The organism is Sutcliffiella sp. NC1, assembly GCF_027594365.1.
Taxonomy (GTDB): Bacteria; Bacillota; Bacilli; order Bacillales; family Bacillaceae_I; genus Sutcliffiella; species Sutcliffiella cohnii.
The window spans coordinates 1,585,405-1,609,494 of record NZ_CP115153.1; the positions used below are offsets into that span (position 1 = coordinate 1,585,405).

General features: G+C 36.0%; 24 protein-coding genes and 1 riboswitch. Of the genes, 17 read left to right on the forward strand and 7 right to left on the reverse strand.

Translation table 11 applies throughout. From position 1 onward, the window contains the following. Positions 1 to 211 precede the first annotated feature (211 nt). Positions 212 to 994 carry a Cof-type HAD-IIB family hydrolase gene (locus tag O1A01_RS08220; RefSeq protein ID WP_270066002.1) on the forward strand — a complete coding sequence of 261 codons (783 nt, stop codon included), beginning with the start codon at positions 212 to 214 and terminating at the stop codon, positions 992 to 994. A 44-nt stretch (positions 995 to 1,038) separates the two neighbouring features. Here the strand turns inward: O1A01_RS08220 and gdhA are convergent, their stop codons facing one another. Beyond that, entirely contained in the window at positions 1,039 to 2,421 is a 1,383-nt protein-coding gene (gene gdhA / locus O1A01_RS08225; RefSeq protein WP_270066003.1) for an NADP-specific glutamate dehydrogenase, read from the reverse strand. A gap of 180 nt (positions 2,422 to 2,601) precedes the next feature. On the opposite strand from gdhA, the gene O1A01_RS08230 reads away from it, so the two are divergent. The 3 genes from O1A01_RS08230 (at position 2,602) to O1A01_RS08240 (ending at position 5,074) form a co-directional block, all read left to right on the forward strand. After that, positions 2,602 to 3,507 (forward strand): glutamate biosynthesis transcriptional regulator GltC, encoded by a 906-nt coding sequence (locus O1A01_RS08230; RefSeq protein WP_270066004.1) that lies wholly within the window; start codon positions 2,602 to 2,604, stop codon positions 3,505 to 3,507. Between the two features lie 168 nt (positions 3,508 to 3,675). Next, on the forward strand, positions 3,676 to 4,197 hold the full coding sequence (locus tag O1A01_RS08235) for a sigma-70 family RNA polymerase sigma factor (RefSeq protein WP_270066005.1): 522 nt from the start codon (positions 3,676 to 3,678) through the stop codon (positions 4,195 to 4,197). Then, positions 4,190 to 5,074: an LCP family glycopolymer transferase gene (locus O1A01_RS08240; RefSeq protein ID WP_270066006.1), complete on the forward strand. Its 885-nt coding sequence runs from the start codon at positions 4,190 to 4,192 to the stop codon at positions 5,072 to 5,074. Before O1A01_RS08235 ends, O1A01_RS08240 begins: the two co-directional genes overlap by 8 nt. A 66-nt stretch (positions 5,075 to 5,140) precedes the next feature. Here the strand turns inward: O1A01_RS08240 and O1A01_RS08245 are convergent, their stop codons facing one another. Both O1A01_RS08245 and O1A01_RS08250 read right to left on the reverse strand, forming a co-directional pair. After that, positions 5,141 to 6,049, reverse strand: a complete 909-nt coding sequence (locus tag O1A01_RS08245; RefSeq protein ID WP_270066007.1) for a stage II sporulation protein P — start codon at positions 6,047 to 6,049, stop codon at positions 5,141 to 5,143. Further along, the gene (locus O1A01_RS08250; RefSeq protein WP_270066008.1) at positions 6,039 to 6,578 is read right to left on the reverse strand and encodes an RNA polymerase sigma factor; all 540 of its coding nucleotides are present in this window, start codon (positions 6,576 to 6,578) and stop codon (positions 6,039 to 6,041) included. The genes O1A01_RS08245 and O1A01_RS08250 overlap by 11 nt, the downstream gene beginning before the upstream one ends. A gap of 146 nt (positions 6,579 to 6,724) precedes the next feature. On the opposite strand from O1A01_RS08250, the gene O1A01_RS08255 reads away from it, so the two are divergent. The 4 genes from O1A01_RS08255 to O1A01_RS08270 all read left to right on the forward strand — a co-directional run bounded on the left by O1A01_RS08255 (position 6,725) and on the right by O1A01_RS08270 (position 8,414). Further along, positions 6,725 to 7,000: a hypothetical protein gene (locus tag O1A01_RS08255; protein WP_270066009.1), complete on the forward strand. Its 276-nt coding sequence runs from the start codon at positions 6,725 to 6,727 to the stop codon at positions 6,998 to 7,000. 171 nt (positions 7,001 to 7,171) lie between these two features. Continuing rightward, positions 7,172 to 7,576: a GNAT family N-acetyltransferase gene (locus tag O1A01_RS08260; RefSeq protein WP_270066010.1), complete on the forward strand. Its 405-nt coding sequence runs from the start codon at positions 7,172 to 7,174 to the stop codon at positions 7,574 to 7,576. 114 nt (positions 7,577 to 7,690) lie between these two features. Next, on the forward strand, positions 7,691 to 7,948 hold the full coding sequence (locus tag O1A01_RS08265; RefSeq protein WP_270066011.1) for a hypothetical protein: 258 nt from the start codon (positions 7,691 to 7,693) through the stop codon (positions 7,946 to 7,948). Positions 7,949 to 7,973: 25 nt separating this feature from the next. Then, a complete protein-coding gene (locus O1A01_RS08270) occupies positions 7,974 to 8,414 on the forward strand; it encodes a hypothetical protein (RefSeq protein WP_270066012.1) in 441 nt (146 codons plus the stop codon). 49 nt (positions 8,415 to 8,463) lie between these two features. Here O1A01_RS08270 and O1A01_RS08275 read toward each other — a convergent pair whose 3' ends face one another. Next, positions 8,464 to 9,570 (reverse strand): 5-methyltetrahydropteroyltriglutamate--homocysteine S-methyltransferase, encoded by a 1,107-nt coding sequence (locus O1A01_RS08275; protein WP_066410840.1) that lies wholly within the window; start codon positions 9,568 to 9,570, stop codon positions 8,464 to 8,466. Positions 9,571 to 9,699: 129 nt separating this feature from the next. After that, positions 9,700 to 9,801, reverse strand: a riboswitch (SAM riboswitch). 207 nt (positions 9,802 to 10,008) lie between these two features. Between O1A01_RS08275 and O1A01_RS08280 the strand changes: the two genes are divergently transcribed. The 3 genes from O1A01_RS08280 (at position 10,009) to O1A01_RS08290 (ending at position 15,672) form a co-directional block, all read left to right on the forward strand. Further along, a complete protein-coding gene (locus O1A01_RS08280; protein WP_270066013.1) occupies positions 10,009 to 10,920 on the forward strand; it encodes an AEC family transporter in 912 nt (303 codons plus the stop codon). 105 nt (positions 10,921 to 11,025) lie between these two features. Then, the gene (locus tag O1A01_RS08285) at positions 11,026 to 11,430 is read left to right on the forward strand and encodes a hypothetical protein (protein WP_270066014.1); all 405 of its coding nucleotides are present in this window, start codon (positions 11,026 to 11,028) and stop codon (positions 11,428 to 11,430) included. A gap of 231 nt (positions 11,431 to 11,661) precedes the next feature. Next, positions 11,662 to 15,672, forward strand: coding sequence for a gamma-glutamyltransferase (locus O1A01_RS08290; RefSeq protein ID WP_270066015.1), 4,011 nt, complete (start codon positions 11,662 to 11,664; stop codon positions 15,670 to 15,672). A gap of 84 nt (positions 15,673 to 15,756) precedes the next feature. Here O1A01_RS08290 and O1A01_RS08295 read toward each other — a convergent pair whose 3' ends face one another. Beyond that, positions 15,757 to 16,458, reverse strand: coding sequence for an endonuclease/exonuclease/phosphatase family protein (locus O1A01_RS08295; protein ID WP_270066388.1), 702 nt, complete (start codon positions 16,456 to 16,458; stop codon positions 15,757 to 15,759). Between the two features lie 213 nt (positions 16,459 to 16,671). Here O1A01_RS08295 and O1A01_RS08300 point away from each other — a divergent pair, with 213 nt between their 5' ends. From O1A01_RS08300 to O1A01_RS08320, 5 genes are all read left to right on the forward strand, one after another. Continuing rightward, entirely contained in the window at positions 16,672 to 18,168 is a 1,497-nt protein-coding gene (locus O1A01_RS08300; RefSeq protein ID WP_270066016.1) for a DUF1538 domain-containing protein, read from the forward strand. After that, positions 18,158 to 18,823, forward strand: coding sequence for a P-II family nitrogen regulator (locus tag O1A01_RS08305; RefSeq protein WP_270066017.1), 666 nt, complete (start codon positions 18,158 to 18,160; stop codon positions 18,821 to 18,823). Before O1A01_RS08300 ends, O1A01_RS08305 begins: the two co-directional genes overlap by 11 nt. 24 nt (positions 18,824 to 18,847) lie before the next feature. Next, the gene (locus O1A01_RS08310) at positions 18,848 to 19,498 is read left to right on the forward strand and encodes a YdeI/OmpD-associated family protein (protein ID WP_270066018.1); all 651 of its coding nucleotides are present in this window, start codon (positions 18,848 to 18,850) and stop codon (positions 19,496 to 19,498) included. Positions 19,499 to 19,676: 178 nt separating this feature from the next. Next, positions 19,677 to 19,883: a helix-turn-helix transcriptional regulator gene (locus O1A01_RS08315; protein WP_066410830.1), complete on the forward strand. Its 207-nt coding sequence runs from the start codon at positions 19,677 to 19,679 to the stop codon at positions 19,881 to 19,883. 5 nt (positions 19,884 to 19,888) lie between these two features. Next, entirely contained in the window at positions 19,889 to 20,299 is a 411-nt protein-coding gene (locus tag O1A01_RS08320) for a hypothetical protein (RefSeq protein ID WP_066410828.1), read from the forward strand. Between the two features lie 29 nt (positions 20,300 to 20,328). On the opposite strand, the gene O1A01_RS08325 is transcribed toward O1A01_RS08320, so the two are convergent. Both O1A01_RS08325 and O1A01_RS08330 read right to left on the reverse strand, forming a co-directional pair. Next, complete coding sequence (locus O1A01_RS08325; RefSeq protein WP_270066019.1) at positions 20,329 to 21,192, reverse strand: alpha/beta fold hydrolase; 864 nt, start codon at positions 21,190 to 21,192, stop codon at positions 20,329 to 20,331. An 89-nt stretch (positions 21,193 to 21,281) separates the two neighbouring features. Continuing rightward, the gene (locus tag O1A01_RS08330) at positions 21,282 to 22,499 is read right to left on the reverse strand and encodes a helix-turn-helix domain-containing protein (protein ID WP_066410824.1); all 1,218 of its coding nucleotides are present in this window, start codon (positions 22,497 to 22,499) and stop codon (positions 21,282 to 21,284) included. 127 nt (positions 22,500 to 22,626) lie between these two features. On the opposite strand from O1A01_RS08330, the gene O1A01_RS08335 reads away from it, so the two are divergent. Then, positions 22,627 to 23,937 carry an MFS transporter gene (locus O1A01_RS08335; protein WP_270066020.1) on the forward strand — a complete coding sequence of 437 codons (1,311 nt, stop codon included), beginning with the start codon at positions 22,627 to 22,629 and terminating at the stop codon, positions 23,935 to 23,937. The last annotated feature ends 153 nt before the right edge of the window (positions 23,938 to 24,090 follow it).

Consider the following 24,090-nt stretch of genomic DNA (forward strand, 5'->3'; position numbering starts at 1 on the left):
ATTTTATCGGAGGGATTCCTTTTACGTCTCCCGATTGATTTATGCCAATTGAATTCTCCTTTGCTCCATTATCCATACTAATATAAAACATATAGGTTGACATGAAAGCCGTTTCATAACTTACACTAAGACTAATAATAATGAAGTGATCTATTCTTACATTATTTTGGCTAACTAGATCACGAAATACATATAGAAAGTAGGAGAGAGCATGACAAACAAAAGCGTTATCTTCTTTGATATAGATGGAACGTTATTAAATCATGAAAAAGAACTACCTGCCTCTACGAAAGAATCGATTATGAAACTAAAAGAAGCGGGACATATCGTTGCAATTGCGACAGGCCGGGCACCTTTCATGTATGAAGACTTACGGGAAGAATTAGGTATTAATACGTTCGTTAGCTATAACGGACAATACGTTGTGTTAAATGGAGAAGTATTATATTCGAATCCGTTAAATATTACCTCCCTTATTAAGTTAACAGAAGATGCGTTACAAAATGAGCATCCGATTGTGTATATGGATCATGAAGATATGAAAGCGAATGTACCAGAGCATCCATTTATAAAGGAAAGTATTGATACATTAAAAATAAAACAGTTCCCAACACACGACCCTCACTATTACAAAGAGCGTGAATTGTACCAATCACTTCTATTCTGTCCAGTAGGAGAGGAAAAGCAATATGAAGAGAAGTATGATGACTTTGATTTCGTAAGATGGCATCCTGTTTCGGTTGATATTCTTCCAAAGGGTGGTTCGAAAGCGAAAGGTATCGATAAAATTGTCGAAAAGCTTGGCGTTTCAAGGGAAAACGTTTATGCTTTTGGGGACGGATTGAATGATATTGAAATGTTAACAGAAGTTCACAATAGTGTAGCAATGGGGAATGCAGAAGAAGTAGTAAAATCCGTTGCAAAACATGTGACAGATTCAGTAGAAGACGACGGCATTTATCACGGACTTCAAATGGTTGGATTGTTAAAATAAGAAACAAAAAGTGCACCTTGGAAATACGAAGGTGCACTTTTATTTTAAATAATTCCTTGAGCAATCATCGCATCCGCAACTTTTACGAAACCAGCAATGTTTGCGCCAACGACTAAGTTTCCAGGTGCTCCATATTCTTCTGCTGCTTTTTTACTATTGCGGTAAATATTTTTCATAATTTCTTGTAGCTTACAATCGATTTCTTCAAAGCTCCAGGAAAGTCTCATGCTATTTTGTGCCATTTCTAATGCTGATACAGAAACACCACCAGCATTAGCCGCTTTTGCAGGAGCGAATAATACACCATTCTGCAAGAAAACTTCAATTGCTTCTAACGAAGATGGCATATTTGCCCCTTCACCTACCGCCTTTACCCCATTAGATACTAACAGTTTTGCAGACTCTTCATCTATTTCGTTTTGCGTTGCACAAGGAAGAGCGATATCACATGGAACCGACCAGATGCCACTGCATTGATCACTGTAAATTGCATTAGAGTGATCTTTTACATACTCGCTAATTCGTTTATTTTCTACTTCTTTAAGACGTTTTACAGTATCTAAGTTAATGCCGTTCGGATCATAAATGTAACCATTTGAATCACTACATGCAACTACTTTTGCCCCTAGCTCGATCGCTTTTTCCATTGCATAAATCGAAACATTTCCCGATCCTGATACAACGACAGTGCTTCCTTTGAAGTGTTGGTTACTATCTTTTAACATTTCCTCTACAAAATAAACAGTCCCATATCCTGTAGCTTCTTTACGTGCTAAACTTCCACCATAACCAATTCCTTTTCCAGTTAAAACTCCAGCTTCAAATCCACCGCGCATTTTCTTATACTGCCCAAATAAGTAACCAATTTCTTTTGCCCCAACACCTATATCGCCAGCTGGTACGTCGATATCAGGTCCGATATACTTGCTAAGCTCTGTCATGAAGCTTTGACAAAATCGCATAATTTCTCCGTCTGATTTGCCTTTCGGGTCAAAATCAGCTCCGCCTTTACCGCCACCAATTGGCTGACCAGTTAATGAATTTTTAAAAATCTGTTCAAAACCTAAAAACTTGATGATGCTTGCATTTACAGAAGGGTGAAATCTTATTCCACCTTTATAAGGTCCAATGGCACTGTTATATTGAACACGGAATCCGCGATTAACTTTAACATTTCCGTTGTCATCAACCCATGGTACGCGGAAAGAGATGACTCTTTCAGGCTCAACGATTCTTTCGAGGATTGCTTGACGCATATATTGAGGGTTTTTCACGAGGACTGGCACTAATGAATCGAAGACCTCTTTTACAGCTTGGTGAAATTCAATTTCATTTGCGTTTCGTACTTTTACCGTTTCATACACTTCTTGAACATACTTGATTGCATTTTCTGTATGGGAATGTTGAACTTTTTCTAATGTTTTCATACGCATCAGTCCTTTTTTAGTTAATGTTTTATGTTAAAAGTAATTTTTTTTATAAATATGAGGTTATTATTTATCAGATATTATAAAATATTTTATAATTATTTAAATAATCGAATCAATATCAAGAAACGATAATATTAATGCGTTTTTTGCATAAGTGGATATTTAGGGGGAGAAAAGGTGGACTTTAGACAAATACGGTACTTTATGGAAGTAGCAGTGAGAGAACATATGACAGAAGCAGCAGACGCTTTACATGTCGCACAATCTTCCGTCAGTAGACAAATCGTAAACTTAGAAAATGAATTAGGAGTTGACTTGTTTATTCGGGAAGGAAGAAGGGTGCGATTAACACCGATAGGGAAAATATTTTTTGAACGAATGAAACATGCAATGAATGTAATGGATGATGCGAAAAGGGAAGTAGAAGAATATTTAGATCCGGAAAAAGGTACAATCCGTATCGCGTTCCCTGTTAGTCTCGCTGCCAACACACTACCAACCGTTATTTATGCTTTTCGCCAACGATACCCAGAAGCAAAATTTCAATTAAAACAAGGGTTATATCGTGAACTAATCGATGGTGTAGTGAAAGGTGATTTTAACCTTGCATTACTTGGCCCTGTCCCACAAGAAGAAAGAAAGATAAATCGGAAAATATTATTTACAGAAAACGTTGTTGCACTTTTGCCGATTCATCATCCGTTAGCTAAAAAGAAGTCGATTACATTATGGGAACTAGCCGAAGAACCGTTCGTCCTTTTACCAGAAGGCTTCGTATTTCGTGATATCGTCGTCAACGCCTGTCAAAACCTTGGCTTTACACCAAAAGTCGCATTCGAAGGAGATGACATCGATGCTCTAAAAGGGTTAGTCTCAGCTGGCCTCGGGGTTACCCTAATGCCAGAAGAAACGCTAGTCGATAGTTTACCCCGCTCAGCGGTGAAAATTCCATTAGTCGAACCAAATGTCACACGAACAGTCGGAGTCATCACCCCAAAAGATCGCGTACTCTTACCAACCGAAAAGCTATTCTACAACTTTCTTCAAGAGTTCTTTATGCGACTAGGGGATTTTAGAAATTAGGGAGTTTTAGACTTTTCAATAAAATGCGAAAGTGCGTCAATAAATTTTCCAACTGCGTCAAAAAGTCGTGTAAGTGCCGCCATACACTTCCCATTTAAAAACAATTGAAACATTTTTAACGTCACATTCGTCGAACAAATACTTAAACAAAAAGAAGGGGGGATTACGTTGGATAATAGTGAAAAGGATTCTTTATTGGAAACAATGATGATTACATATGGTGACCAGTTAACTAGACTAGCTTATTCCTATGTGAGAGATAAAGAGATTGCTAAAGATTTAGTTCAAGATGTCTTTATTAAAAGCTACATAAATTGGGAAAAGTTTAGACACGAGTCTAGTGTCAAAACATGGTTGTATCGGATAACAATAAATACAGCGAAAGATTATTTAAAAAGTTGGAGCTATAGAAAATTAAAAGTTTCGGAACTTTATCAATTCAATATTAAAAGTAACGCATCATCGGAAGACGAAGCTTTACATAATTGGGAAAAGAATAACGTAAAACATACTGTTTTTGACCTTCCCACTAAATATAGAGAAGTTATCTTTTTGTATTATTATGAGGAGTTCACGATAAAAGAAATATCGGAATTAATGAACATACCAATGAGTACAGTCAAAACAAGATTGGGAAGAGGGAAGTCGAAACTTAAAGAAAAATTAGAAAGGGCTGAGATCGTTGGATAATAAAGAAAAAGAGTATTTGTTTCCTGAATTCGATGATGTGACCTTTGATGCTATTGATAGGGAAAAAGTGTTTCGTAGAATAAAAAACGAAACATCCAAAAACAAGATAAAAAAGCTCTTTAGCTCGTTTAGTGCTTTATTTGTCACTTCGATTACAGGAGTTGTAGCAGTGATAATATTTATTCTCTTTTCCTCGTCAACTATTTTCAATAATAATGAAGAAATACATAATGTTGCACAAATAGGGGAGCATGAAAACCCAAAAACGGAATTATTAATAATTAGGCGTGAGGAACATGATTTAGCGGATTTATTATTGTTATTTTCGTATATTCCTAGTGAAAACAACTTGAAAGTTTTATCAATTCATCGGGATTTGTACGTTCCGATTATAGATGAAACTGGTCAGGAAAGGATGAAAGGGAAGGCTCTTAAAACTACTATTGTCGAGTCAAGTGCTGCAGTGAAGTCTTTTTCTAAATTTTTCGGAATGCAAATCGATTCTTATCATGAACTAACAGAAGAAAGATTTGTACAACTATTAAATAGTTTGGGCGGCATTTCTATAACGACTACGAACGAAACGTTAAGTGGAGAAGAAGTTTTGAGTCAATTATTAGCTAGGTATGATCCTGCCCGACATACTTTTGAACATAGAGAAAAACAGCATAATGAATTATTAGTAGCTATAATGGAAGATTTAATAAATAAAAACATTACTCAAATTTTCCCTGCAATCGATACAAGCAAAGATTTAAAAATTGATGCAATAGAGATGGGAGAGTTAGTGGAGTTTTCTATTGTTAAAGAAATTGTATATTATATGGTAGACGAAGAAGGTATCGAAAAAGTTAGAACAGAGCTAGGTGTAAAATAGATGCGACTGAGAAATAGAATAAAAAATGCCACTTCAGTGATAGCAAGTGGCTTTTTATAATATAATTTATTCGCTTGTCATTTCCTGTACTTCTTTAATTACATCGGCAAGAATATCAACAGTCCTATACGATTCCTCTAATGTATTTTCTACGCCTCCGATCTCTATTAATAGTGAATTTTCTTTTAAATCTTGATTGTAGGTATTCTGGTTAGGACCACGTATTATAAATGTTCCCCTTGAAATACCAGGGTATTTTTCCTCGAGTAAGTGATGAATTATGTCAGCAAACTCTAAATTTTGTTCATAATGAATATGGCCATTTGAAAGCGTGAACATAACTCTTGCATATTTAACTCCATCTATCTCAACGGTAGTGACTTTTCTATCTTGGGAATCTCTGTGTAAATCAAAAATCATTTCAATATTATTGTTCTGCTTTAATGTATTTTGAAGGGCTTCCCTAGAAATTGTATAAGCTTCATTATAAGTTAGTCCTCTTTGCTTTAGAATAGCTGCTACATCGGTTGTATCGTGGACGGATTTAATATTCCTTTCTAATAAAGCATCACTTAATCTTTTACCTAGTAATGTTATATTTATTTCTTCATGATACGCTAACGAAATGTCATCTACTTGTATTTCCGGAGAAAAAGATTCTGAGTTGTGAGTATGGTAAATGTATACAGATGGTTGTTCGTTTTCATCTACTAAGGGTAGTGTTTTGTCGCTGCTGATAGATTGAAGTGTATTGCTGATTACTGTACTACCGCCAAAGAAAAAAATCCAAGTAGCCGCTACGGTGAAAAACAAAAAAGTGCTAGAAATAATAGATACTCTTTTCAATTTTCTTTTTCTGTCTAAACCTCTTGCGGTTAGCTTAAGTTTCTCCCGGGTGTTATCAACAAACTCTTCAGACGGATTTTGAGGGTATACTTCATTCATTAACTTAAACAAATTATTGTCATTTTGCATTACGTATGACCTCCTCAAATTCAAAAAACAGTTTCTTCTTTAAGTCTTTTAAAGCTCGATGGTAATTTACTTTTACTTTAGACTCACTGCATCCCAATATTTGTGCAGATTCTTTTATGGAAAATTCATTTATTCCTCTTAGAATCACTACTGTACGGTAATTTGGTTTTAAGTTTGAAATAGCTTCGTGCAATACATTTCTCATTTCGTTTTGTTCATATATATCATTTGGCCCTTTTTCTGTTGATTTGACTTGATTGAAAAAAGAATCCTTGAATATTGCATAAAAACGTTTCTTTCGATAGTTGTCTACAGCTACATGTTTTGCGATGGAAATTATCCAAGTTTTTAGATTGCCGTCACTATTAAACGAACCTAGATTATGAAGAACGCGTATAAAAACTTCTTGAGTCATATCTTCTGCATCACTTTGATTGCCTGAAAAACATATTAGAAACCGATAAACATCTAAATAGTAATGGTCGTAAATTCTACTTATACTATCTTCTAAGTTATCTAAATCAATCAACTCGCTTCCCCCTTTTATGTATTCATGTATTATTCGTTTGAAGTTAATAAAAAGTTACAAGAATTTATTTTTTATGAATTATTTTCAATTATAGCTCGAATAGAAGAGGGATGATGGGATAATTCTCGAATATAACTACTAATATTTTGGGAAATGCCCCTAATGCGGACTTTCAGGAAAAAAGTGTTGTTTTCATCGGGTTACAAGAATCAGGAAGCTGTCCGTACAAATTAAAAGAAATCACCATAGATAAAGCCAAAAAAGCAATCACAGTTCCATTTTCAGACACTAAGGGAAACTGTACTGCAGATGCCACCCCTAGAACTTTTGTACTGGAACTAGAAAATGAAATGATAAGGGATATTGAAGAATTAATCATCGTTCAAAGTGGATATACGACAGAAATGCCATTCACTAACTAATATAATAGAAGAGATTAGTAACGTAAAAAATCCCAGGTAACAAGAAAGGGTTTTTACCAAACTAATAGAATAAGTTATATAGTCTTTTCTGTTTGGAGGGTTTCTTTTGTTACTTTACAATTGATTTTTATCTTTTATTATTAACAAAATAAAAGATAAGGGGATTATATAATGGAATTTAAAACAACGATAGATAGTATTACAGTTGAGATGCTTGAAGGCTTTTTTGTAGGTTGGCCTCAGCCGCCGAGCCAACAAACTCATTTAACTTTACTGAAAAATAGTGATAAAGTTGTCCTAGCTCTTGATGAAGAAACTAATAAAGTAATAGGTTTCATTACAGCTATTAGTGATGGAATACTATCCGCTTATATACCGTTACTTGAAGTACTACCAGCTTATCAAAATCGAGGAATCGGTAGGGAGTTAGTTCAACGGATGTTAAAAGAATTAGACGACATTTATATGATTGACTTAATGTGTGATGAGGAGCTCCAACCGTACTATGAAAAATTAGGCTTGATGAAGTCAGTCGGGATGATTAGGCGGAATTATTCTAAGCAGTCTGGAATATAGTTCTAGCGGACAGAGGAGGTAAACTTCTCTGTTTTTCTTTCATGTATATAGGGTGGGGAGCAATGATATGGCAAGTAAGAGATATCAAAATGAGAGTATAAAGAGGTATTTAATATGAAACTATCAACGCTACTTTATTTCATCGTTTTTCTCATTTTTACATATATAATTCTCGGAGTTGTTGAACCGTTAGTAGGTAATAAGTGGATTACATATTCAATTTTTGCAGGTGGACTTTTTCTGCTTGGTTTTATAAAAGATAAAGTAGAAGTACATGTGAAAGCACTTCAAAAACGTATCGACCCGCAATTAAGTGTACTTATTGTGTTTGGAATTTTTGGTACGCTATTTGTTATTCAATTATTAAGCTAATGTTAGAGTAGGAGCTGGATTTAGTTTGATTAAATTAGAGTTTAATGGTTGGAAAATAGAAGTGGATATTGCTCAAACGAAAAGTTTTTATGAAAAATACCATCTTATAACAGAAGATTGTAGTTGTCATTATTGTGCTAATTATTTACTTGCATGTGATACTTTCTCTTTGAATATAATGGGGCTTTTTCAATCATTAGGGATAGATCCTAAAAAAGAAGGCGAAGTGTTTCAACATTTTCAACAGGAGGATGGCTTACATTTTTATGGTGGCTTTTATCATATAGTAGGCAACATATTGGAACGGTCAATTGGAGAAGGACAAGTTATCGACGCAATTGATGGCATTTTATTCAGCTTTACGGAAGATTGTTCACTTGTACCAAATAAGTTTCCGACACCAACTATACAAATGGAATTTGAAATGAAAATCCCTTGGTTATTAAAAGAAGATTATCGTAAATAAAAAGCTCTAACCCACTACTAGTCGGTCAGAGCTTTTCCAAATGGAATAATTAACCCCAGATTTCTTTTGAAATATCTACAATGTACTTCAGTTTAGCCCATTGTTCTTCTTCTGTTAAAATATTACCGTGATGAGTAGAAGCAAAACCACATTGTGGGCTAATGCAAAGTTGCTCTAGTGGTACAAATTTTGTTGCTTCTTCCACGCGTGCTTTAATATTTTCTTTATCTTCTAATGTACCGTGTTTAGAAGTGAATACCCCTAAAACAACTTGAGGGCCGCCATTCGGAATGTGCTCTAAAGGTTGGAAATCTCCAGAACGGTCATCGTCATATTCTAAGAAAAAGCCGTTTACTTTTTCTTTTGCGAATAATGTTGGTGCAATTTTTGCGTAGCTACCTTCAAATGCCCAAGTAGAGCGGTAGTTACCACGACATAGGTGAGTAGTAACAATAAGGTCCTCTGGTTTGTCTTCTAAGACGCCGTTAGCTACACGCAAAGCTAACGCAATTAATTCTTCGCGGGAATAGCCACTATCATTAAATGGAATTTCTGGTGCGTTTAGTCCAGCAATGTAAACATCATCTAATTGTAAATAACGACAACCTGCATCGTAAAAGGCTTTAATTGCATCGCGGTATGCTTGGATGATATCATTTGCATACTCCTCAATGTCCGGATAAATGTCCAAGTTACGGATACCAGCGTTGAATAATTGATTTGGACTCGGTATTGTTTGTTTTGCAACCGCACGATCTCCAACAATTTCTTTAAACTCAATAAAATCTTTCACATGTGGATGATCTGGATTAAAAGAAATTTTTCCAACGACACGTACATCGTATCTTTCTGTTTCCACATCTTTAAATTTAAATCCATGGTCTGGCACATAGCCTTCTACACCGTTCAAATGCTCTAGAAAATCAGTATGCCAAAATCTACGACGAAACTCTCCATCTGTTACAGCTTGAAGACCAACTTCGATTTGCTTATCTACAACCTTTTTTATTTCTTCTGTTTCAATTTCACGAAGTTGTTGGGAAGTAATAGTCCCTTCTTGAAAATCCTTTCTTGCTTTATGAATGCTCTCTGGACGTAATAAACTACCTACGTGATCTGCACGAAATGGCGCACTAATTAATGTTTTTGTTGTCATAAGTTAACTCTCCCTTTAAAAGTTTTATAGTTTCTCTAATCAATAGTGAGGTTTAATAGAGCTAAAATAAAAACCCCTCTTCTCAAAAACAAGAAGAGGGGTGAAAGAACAATATTAAACCGCCGGCTCTTCTTATCTTCTAGCATTACGCTACTGGAATTGGCACAGTACTATTTAAAGTCCGCTGCCGAGGTATCATAGGGCCAGTCCCTCCACCTCTCTAGATAAGAGAAAATTGAAAATATTAAGTTTATGGAATTCACTATACATGGAAATAAAAAGGTTGTCAACATTTTACTGTAAAAATATATTGCGGAATTTTCGACAAACATCCGTCATTTGGAAAAAAGGTTGACATGAAAGCCGTTTCATAACTTACAATGGAACGAGTGTCAAAATACTTTTCTACAATAAAGATATAGAGGAGCTTATGTAGTAATGAATCAGGAGTTTTTTTACATTATTGCAATCATCGCGCTCGGTTACGTATTAAAGCGCTTAAAAGTGATAGAAGAAAAAGAAGGACAAGTTATTGCAAAAATTATTTTTAGAATAACACTTCCTGCCTTAGTTATCGTTACGTTTAATTCAGTAAAAATAGAACCAACGTTAATGCTACTACCTGTTATCGTCCTAGTATACGGTTTAATTATAACGCCACTAGGATTACTCGTTTTCAAAAATGAAGAGCGAGAATTAAAAGGATCATTTATGATGATGGCTTCCGGATTAAATGTAGGTCTATTTGCCTTCCCACTTGTTTTTGCCATTTGGGGAATAAATGGTCTAACGTATTTTAGTATGTTTGATGTCGGAACATCGTTAATGGTTTTTGGAATAGCATTTATTTTAGGTAGCTATTTTTCAAAAGAAGGATTAAGCTTAAACCCAATCGAAATTTTAAAACGACTAGGCACCTCAATACCGTTAATGACGTATATTATTGCTAGTACGTTAAACTTTATTAACATCCAACTACCGACAATGGTTATTGATGTGGCAAGTACCATATCAGCAGCTAATGTGCCGTTGTCATTATTGTTGCTAGGAATCTATTTGAATTTTAAAATCGAAAAACAATTCATAAAGCCATTGATAAAATTTCTATCCTTCAAATATGGGACAGGCTTACTTGTAGGACTTTCACTATTTTACTTACTCCCATATGATGACATGTTTCGTTATACGTTATTGATTGGATTTTTGCTACCGGTTGCGACATCTTCGCTTGCGTTTGCAGTAGAATTCAAATACAGCACGGAAGCTACTAGATTAATAGCAACAACAGCAAACATAACGATTATTATAAGTATCGTCATGCTTTATTTCTTTGCAAATTTTATAATATAAAATGTTAGACTCGACGAACATGTATCGGGTCTATTTTTTGTATTTTCATGGTACAATAGGAAGAAGTTGGATGAATTATCCTGTTAGTAAAGAAAGGTTGAAGTTATGATGAAAAACGTTATTAATATATTAATAGTTCTACTATATTGTTTACCATTTGTGTATTTTTCCATGCGCCAAGACTTTACAAACGGCTCAATGCTCGGCTATATCTTAATGATTGCTCTTTCTTCTATCCTAGCATTTTTCTCTCGATTAAATAAAAGTATCATCACTTTTATTGTAGGAAATATACTATCTACAATCATCTCCTTCTATTTTGTAGGCCAAATGGCAGGAAACGAGCGGTGGTATAGTTATTTCAAGCCATTAACACCGTATCAATTATTACTTATAGTGACAATATTGAATTTAATTCCTCAAATGGTGGCTATGATGGTTGCTAGAAAATTTAAGGAAAATGATTCGAAAAATACGTACTCTACCTTTAGGGCGTTTATAAAAAAGTAAGAGGCTGGTCAAGTTACCGGTCTTTTTTTGTTGATATAAAACAGTCCCTTTTTAATAAATTACTCGATTTTTGCATTGATAAATCAAATGGTTCGTGCGAAATTGCGCTAATTCGAGTAGAGTTTACAAATAAACAAGAAAAATGCGGTCTGTTTCAACAATTTTTTCGTCTTGGGCACATTATGATAGTACGTGTATACAGAATTTTCTGACGAAGAAAGGGGTATTTTAATGAGAGGGAAGAAAGTTATTCATTTATTGTTATGCACTATTTTATGTTTGTCGTTATTTTTACCAAGCACTGCAATTGGACAAGCTTCGGAAACGGTTAATCCTTATTATGAACAAGAAGCAGTTGCGACTGGAAATGGTGGGGCGGTAGCGACAGAACATCCTTTAGCTTCAAAAGCTGCAATCGAGATCATGGAAAAGGGCGGTAATGCTGTAGATGCAGCAATTGCAGCAGCAGCTGTCCAAAATGTAACGCGTCCGTTCTCTGGAGGAATTGGTGGTGGGGGAATGATGAGTATTTTCTTAGCAGAAGAGAATAAAAATGTGACTCTTACACACCGTTCAATGGCACCTGCATCGTTTAATATTGAATCTTTCGAAGATGAGAACGGAAATATTTATGATTACGATCAAAGAAAAAATAGTGGAAGAGCAGTTGGTGTCCCTGGAAGTGTACTTGCTTGGGAAGAAGCACTTGAAAATTACGGAACAATGACACTAGCTGAAGTGCTACAACCAGCCATTAAAGCAGCTAGTGAAGGCTTTACAATTGATGAGAATTTTGTAAGGGAAGTAAGAGAGAATGCAAGTCGTTTTCGTATGTTTACTTCTACAAGTGAACTATTCCTTGACGAGGACGGAAACATTCCACCAGCAGGAACACTATTAAAAAATCCGGATTTAGCTCGTACTTTTCAGTTGATTGGAGAATATGGTAGTGACGTTTTTTACAAGGGAGAAATTGGGAAAGCGATATTAGATGCTGTCAATAATCCTCCTGCAAAGGAAAATACTCCGTATGAAATTTTACCGGCAGACATGACGTGGGAGGATCTTGCTAGTTATGAAGTAGTAACTGGAGATGCTGTTACTACTTCATATCGAGGGTTTAACGTTCATGGTATGCCGTTAGTATCAAGCGGTGGTTTATTAATTGGTGAAATTTTAAATATTCTTGAGAACTATGATTTAGAAAATATGTCGCAAACGGAATTTTTACATTATTACTTAGAGGCATCGAAGAGAGGATTTGCTGATCGCGCGGAGTTTCATGGCGACCCGACTGTGATTGATGTGCCGACAAATGGGTTAATTTCGAAAAATTTTGCACTATCACGTCAACAAACCATTACGGATAAAGCAACAGTAGGAAAAGTAGCACCAGGTGATGCATGGTTTTATGAACAAAACCCTAATCACGTTCCAGAGCCACTTCCAGAATTAGAGCCTGGTTTAACTTATCAGTTTGAAGGAAAAGCCGGTGATAGTTGGGATAAGGAAAAGTTTTTCGTCGATACTTCCTTTGATACAAGCTATACGTTTGACGGTAACGGGTTTGGAAAACTTGCGATTGGAGATAGAAGAAATTCAGCAGGTAGGGCATCTTCTGAAATGGTATTAGTAGATAATAAAGAACTACTTGTACCTTTCAAAATTAACGATATTGGTCCGAACCGTTATTTGCGTATTTGGTTAAGGGCTGATGGCTTTAATCGTAGTGCTAGTCCTCATAACGGATATGGGGTAGAAATTCGATCAGGCTGGAACAATATAAGGTTAATTAAAACAGTAGACAGTAATCAGATTGAAGAAATCGCTCGTTTTAATCGTACACTTTCTAGTGATCTACAATGGCTCCGATTTAAAGTAGTGGATGACCAATTATCAGTCAAAGTATGGAGTGATGGGGAAGAAGAGCCAGTAGCATGGAATTTAATAGAAGAAGATGTTTCTATCAGTGAACCTGGGCGACTGCTAATAAGTAGTATTGAATTTGCTGATGGGAATGGTGGTGGTAGTTTTAGTCTTGGAGAAATGGAAATAGTTGAAACAAATGAGCGAACGCCAACTCCAGATGACCTAGAGCCAGGCTTTGAATACGAATTTTCCGGAGAAGAAGGTGAAACATGGGATTCTAGCAAATTTGAAACAGATACAACCGGAGACGGAATAATAGATTTAGCTGGCAACGGCTTTGGTCGAATGATATTAGCGGATAAAGATCGTTCATCCGCGAGAGCAACGGCAATTATGAAACCTACAACAGACAGTGAATTACTAGTGCCATTCCGGATGGATGCAGGTCCAAGCCGAGATTTGCGCTTCTGGCTCCGTGCAGATCAATTCAGTAATTTACAAAGTCCATTAAACGGATATGGAGTAGATATTCGTACAGAATGGAATAGTATTCGCTTAATTAAAACCGTAAACGGATCAACTCCTCAAGAAATTGCAAGATTTAACCTAAATGTAACGGAAGATTTACAATGGCTCCGTTTTAGGGTCGAAGGCAATCAATTGTTTGTGAAAGTATGGAAGGATGGGAAAGAGGAGCCTGCTAACTGGAATTTAGTTGAAGAGGACCACTCTGTTATGGAGCCAGGTCTATTGCTTATAAGTGCCCGTGAATATCGTACTGGAGAAGGAGCAGGAAATTTTTATATCGGTAATATGAAAGTAGAAGATTTAGAAGAGGTAGAGTTAGAGCCTGGTTTCGAATCTGATTTCCGAGGAGTAGAAGGTGAAACATGGGATTCAAGCAAATTTGAAACAGATACAACCGAAGACGGAATAATAGATTTAGCTGGCAACGGCTTTGGTCGAATGATGTTAGCGGATAAAGATCGCTCGTCCGCAAGAGCAACAGCAAAAATGAGTCCAGCAAATGATAGTGAATTATTAGTGCCGTTTCGGATGGATGTCAGTCCTAGTCGTGATTTACGTTTCTGGCTCCGTGCAGACCAATTCAATAATTTACAAAGTCCATTAAACGGATATGGAGTAGACATTCGTACTGCTTGGAATAGTATACGTCTTATCAAAACAGTAAATGGTACTTTGCAAGAGATAGGTAGATTTAGTTTAGATGTGACAGAGGATCTACAATGGTTACGATTTAGAGTAGAAGGTGACCAGCAATTCATTAAAGTTTGGCAAGATGGTCAAGAAGAACCGAGCGAATGGAATTTAATTGAACAAGATACGTCCGTTAATAATCCTGGCCGTTTACTAATTAGTGCTCGTGAATATCGTAATGGAGAAGGTGCTGGAAGCTTCTATATCGGAAATATAATAGTAACAGACTTACAGTTTGAAGGGGATGACGAACAAGACCCAACAGAAGGTGCACCAGGCAATAGCGAAACGATTCACTTAACGGTTGCCGACAGTTACGGAAATGTAGTTGCTTACACAAACACAATCGTGTCTATTGGTGGTAGTGGGATTGTCGTTCCTGGTTACGGTTTTATGTTAAATGACGTATTAGCTAACCGTGTTCGTTACTACGCCGACGAAGGTGAGCCAAATAGTGCTCACGCAGGTGCGAAACCTCTAAGTACAATGGCACCAACGATTATTACGAAAGATGGAGAGGCTGTTTTTGCTGGTGGAGCTCCGGGAAGCTTAACGATTATTTCGACTGTTACTCAAATTATTTTATCTTATTTAGATAGAGGAATGAGTCTTCCGGATGCGGTTGAAATGGCAAGGATCTCTCAGCAAAATAAAATTTCTGGAGTAACGATAATAGAGCCGGCCTTTTCAGAAACGAAAGAATACGAAGAACTAAAAGCGTTAGGTCACAAATTTGAAGTGTCGCCACTAGTCCAAGGAATCGGTGCCTTTACTGGAATCGCCTTTTTACCAGATGGTCAAAAACAAGCAGTAGCCGAAGCTGTTCGCCGAGGTGGAGGAAGCGCAATGACATTTGACCTACCAACACTAATCGATATAAAAGAACAAATACAGGCATTAAACACGAATGATGGTATAAAGACATCTTTATTAAAACAAATAGAATCAGCAGAAAAGCATTTCAAACGGGCTGCTGAATTAGAAGCATCTGGTGAAGCTAAGCAAGCTGAAAAAGCTAGAGAACTAGGCTATGACCAACTGAAAAAAGTAGTTGAGCAAATAAATAAAACACCAGACCATTTAATTAGTGAAGAAGAGAAGGTGGACCTCTCCAGCAAGTTGGAATACATGATTAAATATAGAACGGTTCACTGATAAAAAGAAGAAAGCTACCATAAGCTTACATGCTTACGTAGCTTTCTTTTTTCTTTAATGTTAGAAAGCTTGTACAATGATTTCTTAAGAACGTTCAATTTCCGCAACGAAAGGTAAATGGTCCGAAGCTAGCACATCTAATTTATAAGGTCCTGCATGAATAACCTTAATTCCATCACTAACAAATATGTAATCTAGTTTCACTTTCGGCCTTTTAGAAGGAAACGTATAATCTAAACCATCGCTACTCTTAGCGTCTATTAAATGCTGTGTCACTTCGGAATAACTTTTGGAAGACGGTCTCATATTCCAATCGCCCATAAGGATAGTAGGTTGATCAGTTTCCCTTACTTTACTCAACACAAATCTTGCTTGTTGCTGGTGCAAAAAAGGGGCGAAGCTTAAGTGGGTAACAAAGCATGATATCACTTTTCCGTTTATATTTACATGAACCTCTAATAAACCTCTATTTTCCATAAAACTTGGTAAAAAGTCGAATGGATGGTTACAGCTACTTTCAATTGGAAAACGAGTTAACAGTGCATTTCCGTATTGTCGAATTCGATTTTTAGTTTTGATATGTATCGTTGGACCGAATACATAGTTCATCTGTAAATTTTCTGCAAGCCATAGTGCTTGATCTACATATTTACTACGAAAGGAAAACTCTTTATCAACCTCGTTAAGTGCAATAATATCTGCCCCAGAACTTTTTATAACATGTTTTATTCTACGTAAATCTAATTTTCCATCGATTCCCCTACCGTGGTGTATGTTAAATGTCATAACGTTCACTTGTATGTTTCACCTACTCACCTTAACTTTCCTATCCAAAGTATTTAATAAAATAAGGAGGGACATACGTGTTTTCCAAAAAACTATTATTTTTTTAAAAATTCACATAACGCTAATAATGTTTTATGAGATAATTAAAAAAAATAAAAGAACGGGCTCTTCCATAAATATGAGGAACTTATTTCTGAAAGGAATGACTGCTATTTGAATGTAATTGTCCATAAATTTAAAGAAGTATTATATGCAGTTTTACCTATCACGTTAATCGTCTTATTATTAAACTTCACGCTAGCTCCACTTGAAGACATTTCTATGTTTTTCCGTTTTATCATCGGTTCAATCTTCATCATCGTTGGTTTATCTATCTTTTTGTTTGGGGTAGACATCGGCATTACACCTATTGGTCAATTAATGGGGAAAACGATTGCTAAATCTAATAAAGTTTGGATTGTTCTAATAGCGGGGATATTGTTGGGCTTCTTTATTTCCATTGCGGAGCCAGACTTACATATTCTTGCTGGCCAAGTAGATTTTGTTACATCAGGTGTAATCTCCAAATCATTAATCGTCGTAGTAGTTTCGATTGGAATTGGCGCTCTTATTGCGCTGGGATTAGTAAGGATTGTTTTTAACATCCCGCTTTTCAAAATATTAACGGTTTTATATTTTATTATTTTTGTTCTCGCTATATTTACTTCACCAGAATTTTTAGCAATATCTTTTGATGCATCCGGAGCGACAACTGGTGCACTGACTGTTCCGTTTATTTTAGCACTTGCTCTAGGGATATCCTCGATGAAAAAAGATAGTAAAGCGTCTGAAAAGGATAGCTTCGGTCTTGTTGCAATTGCCTCCACAGGAGCGATAATCGCTGTTTTACTTATGAATATCATATCAAAAACAGAAGAAATAACTGGAGGAATTGAAGTGCAAGCGGAGGGGACAATGTCCGTCATTGGTCCTTTTTTGCACGAATTTCCTAAGATTACGAAAGAAATTTTGATAGCCCTTTTACCTATTTTAATTATTTTTCTTGTATTCCAAAAAATATCCTTTAAAATGTCAAGGAAAGCAGTTCGGAAAATTGTCGTCGGACTTGTATTTACGTTTATCGGACTTATATTATTTTTAATGGGTGTCAATGCAGGCTTCATGGATGTTGGTAGGGAAATTGGATATTCTATCGCATCGTTAGACAGGAAAGCATACGTTATTATCGTAGCATTTGTTCTCGGTCTTGTAACGATACTAGCCGAACCAGCAGTACATGTTTTGACTCATCAAATTGAAGATGTTACGAGTGGGTACGTAAGAAGAAATGTTGTCATGTTTTCCCTTTGTATCGGTGTAGGCTTAGCAGTTGCTTTGTCTATACTAAGAATACTTATTCCAGAGCTACAATTATGGCATTACTTATTGCCAGGCTACATTATTGCGATAGCCTTAACCTATATTGTTCCTAAACTATTTGTTGGAATCGCGTTTGATTCTGGTGGGGTTGCCTCTGGACCGATGACAGCTACCTTTATACTAGCATTCGTACAAGGTGCAGCAGAAGCAATCGAAGGTGCTAATGTTTTAGTAGATGCATTTGGGATGATTGCGATGGTAGCTTTAACGCCTCTTATCACGCTACAAATCGTAGGACTCGTATTTAAAATGAAATCAAAGAAAGTAGGTTTGGAAAAAGATGTCCAGTAACTCTGAAATGATCGCATACGAACAAGTTTGTATTATCGTTGACTTCGGAAAAGGAAGTAAAATTGTGCAAACTGCCAAAAAACACGGTATTTCAGGAGGAACTATTCTTGTAGGGAAAGGGACAGTAAAAAACCGCCTCTTGGAAATGTTAGGGATAAATGATATTCGAAAAGAAATTATTATACTAGTTTCTGATAAAAATACTGTTCATCACGCGATTGAACAACTCGATAAAAAATTTAAATTTTCAAAGCCGAACCACGGCATCGTTTATACAACATCAATATACCGAGTATTAGGTGCAAAATGTATGAAAGAAACAATAAATGAAGAAAGTGGTGTGAATAATACAATGTATCACGCTATTACGGTAATTGTAGAAAAAGGAAATGCCGAGCTTGTTATCGACGCTGCCACCGAAGCAGGGTCAAAAGGTGGTACCATAATTAACGCGAGAGGATCCGGTATCCATGAAACAAGTAAACTATTTTCGATGAACATTGAGCCAGAAAAAGAGCTAGTATTAATCTTATCTGAAAAAGAAAGTACAGAAAATATTATCTCGTCCATTAGATCAAAGTTGAAAATAGATGAGCCTGGAAACGGCATTATTTTCATTCAAGATGTCAATAAAACGTACGGTTTGTACCAATGATGAATGTAACTAAAGGAGAGCACGATGACAATTATTAATAAGCTAAAACTAGACAAGTACGAAAACTTAGCAGTCGTTAATGAACCTAGTGATTATCATATTTTTGATGGTTTCGAAACAGCATTAACTGGAAATCATGATGCTATTTTTATTTTTATTGAAACAATTAATGACATGGTGGAACATACAGAAAAAGTTATAAATGAGCAACAATTACGTGAAAAAGGATATTTATTTTTTGCTTACCCGAAAAAAGGAAACAAACGTTACGAAACGTTCGTTCATAGAGATGAAATTTTCCCTACATTAAAAGTAGGTGAAGATGGATATGTGGGAGATAGCGATGTGAAGTTCTCACGTATGGTAGCGATGGATGACGTATTTACTGTTGTCGGATTAAAGCGAGAGAAAAAGAAAGCACAAAAAACGTCAGCAGCGAGTCAATGTGTAGCTGACTATGAGGATAATGTAAAAGACGTTGAAGCATTGCTAGCAGAGCATCCGAATGAACGAACTTTCTTCCTAGAGTTAACCCCCGGCTACAAACGAGATTGGGCTCGATACATATTTTCTGCAAAACAACAAAAAACACGCGAAAAACGCCAAGCACAAATGGTAGACATTTTATCACAAGGATATAAAACGGTTGATTTATACCGTATGAAAAAGAAATAGAAGTAAAAGTAAGGGACAGGTCTTATTTAGGACCTGTTCTTTTTTTTAGGTGAAGTTTTCTGATAAACCAATTGGACTATAAAATCAAAAAAGTGTAAAGATATCTTTACATCAAAAACTACATCATTTATACTGAGTGTAAAGATATCTTTACACTCGTCTAGATTGGAGGTTGCTTGTGAAAGTTATAAATCACATTAAAGAAATTCGAACAAGTAAGGAGATTACGCAAGTTCAAATGGCGGAAGATTTACAAATTACTCGACAAACAATTAATGCGATTGAAAAAAATAAATATAATCCGAGCTTGGAGCTGGCGTTAAAATTAGCAAAGTATTTTAATGTTCCGTTTGAGCAGCTATTTTATTTAGAAGAAGAGGAGTGAATCTGGTGGGCAAAAAGAAGCTATTATATATTACTTGGGCTGTTATTATCATTTGTATGTTAATCGGAGGGGGACTGGCAATTTATTTAATTGGAAAAGAAACTGGTGAATACCCATTGAACCTATTTCTACCAATGATTATCGGAGTTCTGGGTGGCTGTTTAGTATTTTTCGCTGGTCTTAAAATAAAGGAAAAACGAAACGGAAACGTACCAGACGTAGATGAGCGGACATTAAGAAACCTTCAAAAGTATTTTATGGTTGTTTTATATGTCGTACTGTTTGGAAGTGGAGCAGCATTAATTATCGCTTTTGCAAGTGGGGTCCAATATATCGAAACGGGTCTACTAATTGTATGTTTAATGGGTGTTTATTTAGTTGTAGGAGTAGGGGCGCTAGTTGCCAAAAAAATTTAAAACGGCTAATGACGATATAAAAAGGCACGCTAACGTGCCTTTTCCTCGATATTACTACCTAAAAACTGTCGGATTTCCTCCGTGACTAGTCTGTACTCTGAAAAAATAATACTAAAATGATTACTTCCTGGAACTTCTATGAACTTACTATTCTTCCACTTCGTTGCTAAATGCTGACCTGTTTCTTTTGATAATAAATAAGCGGTTGGATGATATAAACAATGCGGTGCGTAAAATAGAAGTGCAGGCACATGAATGTTATCATGATACTGATTAACGTTCGTACTGTATAAAGCTTCTATTTCTTTATCGATAATATCCTTTGTCGTTTTCGTGGACACAGTTCCATCTGGATGGTGATGTACATCCGCATAGAAATATTCATGAACGTACGAATTCCAAGGTTGGAAAAAAGGTTTCGAACGAAGCTCCTCCGTATACTCATTGAAATTGAGGTAAACACGGCCAAGTCTTTCAATAGAAGGTTGTAAGACTTCCGCTACTTCACGCTCTAAATCTTCTCCGCCATCAACTAATATTAATCTTTTTACTCGTTCAGGATATGTCGCTGTAAAACAGAGTGAAATGATTGCTCCGAGAGAATGTCCCATAACGATTGCATTTTCAATATCGAAGTGAGTTAAAACGTGCCGTATATCTTGCGAATGCTGTTGGATGTGGTATCCATCACTCGGCTTTTCGCTATCACCACGTCCACGCAAATCAACCGCTAAAACACGGTAAGTAGGAGACAGTTGTTCTGCAATTGCATCCCAAAACCGTGCATTAGCAGTAAGACCATGCACGCAAACAATCGGTTCCCCAATTCCACCGTAATCAACAACGTGAATTTGAACTCCTCCTGCATTTACTTTATGATTGGTAATTTTCATCTATACTCCTCCTTTAATAGTAGTTTATTAAAAGGAGGTAACAAAAGAGTTACAATGGCGGTAGCAAATCTTCTGGACTATTATTCAATTCAAAATTCTTTCTTAATCTTCTCTAAGGTCACTATGCTAAACCTCTTATACGCTGATTCAGGGAGTGTTTCAAATAGTTGAACACCTTTTTTGGCATAGGAGAGAGCAGCTTCGTTATTCCCCAATACGAGTTGTATTAAACCCTTAAATGATTCTAAAATATAAAACATAGCTAAATCATAAGGATGGTGGAGATACTCTGGTACCTTTACTTGTTCCAAAACTGCAAAAGCCTCATCGTACCGACCTAGGTAATATAGTGCTTTTCCTTTTTCGGCAGAGAGCCAAGTTTCATAATGTACCATTTTTTCTTCTAAATATTCCTCAATTAGCTCCAAAGCTTTCGTATATTGCTTTTCTTCTGAAATAAGCATCATCAAGTTGATTAGATGATAAAAGTGGATAGAAGGTTCATGGTCAGCGAATTCTCCGTACTTTTTTAACTTCATTAAATAATAGTTTTGTTTTTCTTTATTCCCGTCATCCATCGCATGGACAGCGGCAAGTCGATATAAATCATCAATTAAATAAAAAATCCTCTTTTCCTTTGATAAAGTAATGGCCCGTTCCATTACATTTAGTGCTGGTTCTGAATTGCCTACCGCAAAGTATAAAACGGATTCATGATAATCAAGCTCAAGTAGTGACAAAGGATCGATATAAAAATGTTGTTCTTCCACAGCTTTTCTTTCCTTTAAAAAAACGTCTAACGCTTCCTCGTAGCGGTGTTCAACAAACTTTATGGAAGAACGAAACACAGCAATTTTTGTTCGGCTGGAGGATACGTTTAGTTCATCAAAAATATCGGCAGCACGCTGGAGTAATGTTTGCCAACCGTCTATTTTTTCATAGTAAAGTGCATAGCTATACAGTTCTAACAATCGAGCAGACTCGTAACTCTTCGTAACTTTATCAATAAAAGGTTCGATGAGTTTTATTATTTTTTTATATTTATTTGGATCTTCCTCGTGATCAATGTTAATAAGTTGCTCGGCCTGGACCATGACATTTCTCAATTCGCTAGCGTTAGCATTTCCAAGTAACTCCGCAACTTCTACGTTCAACCGTTCTGCAATATACGCAAGACTTTCCATGGAAGGCTGGGCTTTATCATTTTCAATGAGACTTAACATTCCTTTTGTCAATTTTTCTCCAGCAAGTGCTTCAAGTGTCAATTTTTTTTGTTTTCGTAGCTTTCGAATGCGTTCACCTAGCATGTATTAAAGCACTCCTTTCGTAAATCGCCTATTTGTTTAATTATATTAAACTTTTGCTTGTAATGGAAGAACTATCCGTGTAATGATTTGTTTAATTAAATTAAACTTTTAAATGCGGGGTGCTATGATGGATGATAGCTTAAAGTTAAAAAAGGCAACTTACCATTTGTATACGTTTATGATTAGTAAAATGGTTTCGACGTTTGGAGCCCAAGTTTATACATTTGCCATTAGTTTTTATATATTACAACTAACGGGCTCGGCTACTAGTTTTGCAACTAATTTAATTTGTAACATTTTACCTCGAACGATTTTAAGCCCGTTTGCCGGAGCGATTACTGATCGATACTCAAAGAAAAAAATAGTCATCCTGTCACAGATTGCAACAACACTCACCATTATTATTCTTCTTGGAATTACACTAACATCTGGTCTTTCCTTAATTACCATTTATATAACAACAGCTATATTATCTTTAACTTCGATGTTTTCGGGAATTGCATTCACATCATCGATTACTAGTTTAATTGATCAAAATAGAATTCAAAAGGCGATGTCATTAAACCAAATGGCCATCTCCTTTGCGGCTATTGGTAGTCCAGCAGTAGGTGGGATTCTATACGGAACAGTTTCCATCCCTGTTTTTCTATTAATCTATATTGGGGCTTCGATTATTGCCGTTATTCTCGAGTCAACGATGAACTTTAAACTGTTCGCAACAGAAAAACAGCCAGTAGAGGGCGAGCAAAAAGAGTCAATGTGGCAAAGCATGAAAGCTGGAATAAGCTATTTAAAATTGCAACGAGTCATTATGATTATGATATGGATAGGGTTACTAGTGAACTTTTTATTCGGAGCATTCGAGGTAGGTTACTCGTATATTTTAATTGAAAAATTAAAAATGGAGTCGCAACATTTTGGGTTAACACAAGGAGCATTTTCGTTAGGGATGCTAGTAATGTCGATTTATTTTTCGATGAGAAAAGAAGTGCGCTTCCCTCTATTAGTTTCAAAACGAGGAATTATTGGTCTAGGATTAATTTTAGCTAGCATTACGGTACCACTTCTAATACCAATGAGTTACTTTGTTCAAGTCGGATTTTATATGCTAATTATGCTTGCTTTTGGTGGGATGATCATCGTCGTTAATACACCATTACAGGTGATGCTCCAAAAAACAATTGCAGACGAATATAAAGGGAGAGTATTTTCTATTCTGGAAACGATGTCTATGGCACTTATGCCTCTAGGGATGGTACTTTACGGCTTCCTTTATGACATTCTCCCAGCACATTGGGTTCTAATAGTTTCTGCAGTAATGCTCATTATTGTTATTCTTAGTATGGCAAGACCAACTGTCGTAAAGAAAGCACATCCAGAGTGGGAAGGGAAAGGCTTTTCTTTTGTAAAAAGCAAAGTGAAAAGTGTTTCGAGTTGAGTTTGGATTAGTTAATTATGTATAGGTAAGTAGAGAAACGAAGGGCTAATATAGTTTCCTTCGTTTTTTTTATTTTAAATGTTCTCCAGTGATTTAAAATGGTAAAATAAATCATAATAGTCAAATTATTCGAAAAGAGTTTGAATCAATATT

Bases quoted from the DNA above. Each gene is read 5' to 3' on its own strand.
- O1A01_RS08265 (WP_270066011.1), top strand. From the start codon at position 7,691: ATGAAACTATCAACGCTACTTTATTTCATCGTTTTTCTCATTTTTACA.
- O1A01_RS08335 (WP_270066020.1), top strand. From the start codon at position 22,627: ATGGATGATAGCTTAAAGTTAAAAAAGGCAACTTACCATTTGTATACG.
- O1A01_RS08325 (WP_270066019.1), bottom strand. From the start codon at position 21,192: ATGAAAATTACCAATCATAAAGTAAATGCAGGAGGAGTTCAAATTCAC.
- O1A01_RS08295 (WP_270066388.1), bottom strand. From the start codon at position 16,458: ATGACATTTAACATACACCACGGTAGGGGAATCGATGGAAAATTAGAT.
- O1A01_RS08260 (WP_270066010.1), top strand. From the start codon at position 7,172: ATGGAATTTAAAACAACGATAGATAGTATTACAGTTGAGATGCTTGAA.
- O1A01_RS08310 (WP_270066018.1), top strand. From the start codon at position 18,848: ATGACAATTATTAATAAGCTAAAACTAGACAAGTACGAAAACTTAGCA.
- O1A01_RS08275 (WP_066410840.1), bottom strand. From the start codon at position 9,570: ATGACAACAAAAACATTAATTAGTGCGCCATTTCGTGCAGATCACGTA.
- O1A01_RS08305 (WP_270066017.1), top strand. From the start codon at position 18,158: ATGTCCAGTAACTCTGAAATGATCGCATACGAACAAGTTTGTATTATC.
- O1A01_RS08280 (WP_270066013.1), top strand. From the start codon at position 10,009: ATGAATCAGGAGTTTTTTTACATTATTGCAATCATCGCGCTCGGTTAC.
- O1A01_RS08290 (WP_270066015.1), top strand. From the start codon at position 11,662: ATGAGAGGGAAGAAAGTTATTCATTTATTGTTATGCACTATTTTATGT.
- O1A01_RS08330 (WP_066410824.1), bottom strand. From the start codon at position 22,499: ATGCTAGGTGAACGCATTCGAAAGCTACGAAAACAAAAAAAATTGACA.
- O1A01_RS08220 (WP_270066002.1), top strand. From the start codon at position 212: ATGACAAACAAAAGCGTTATCTTCTTTGATATAGATGGAACGTTATTA.
- O1A01_RS08245 (WP_270066007.1), bottom strand. From the start codon at position 6,049: ATGCAAAATGACAATAATTTGTTTAAGTTAATGAATGAAGTATACCCT.
- O1A01_RS08285 (WP_270066014.1), top strand. From the start codon at position 11,026: ATGATGAAAAACGTTATTAATATATTAATAGTTCTACTATATTGTTTA.
- gdhA (WP_270066003.1), bottom strand. From the start codon at position 2,421: ATGAAAACATTAGAAAAAGTTCAACATTCCCATACAGAAAATGCAATC.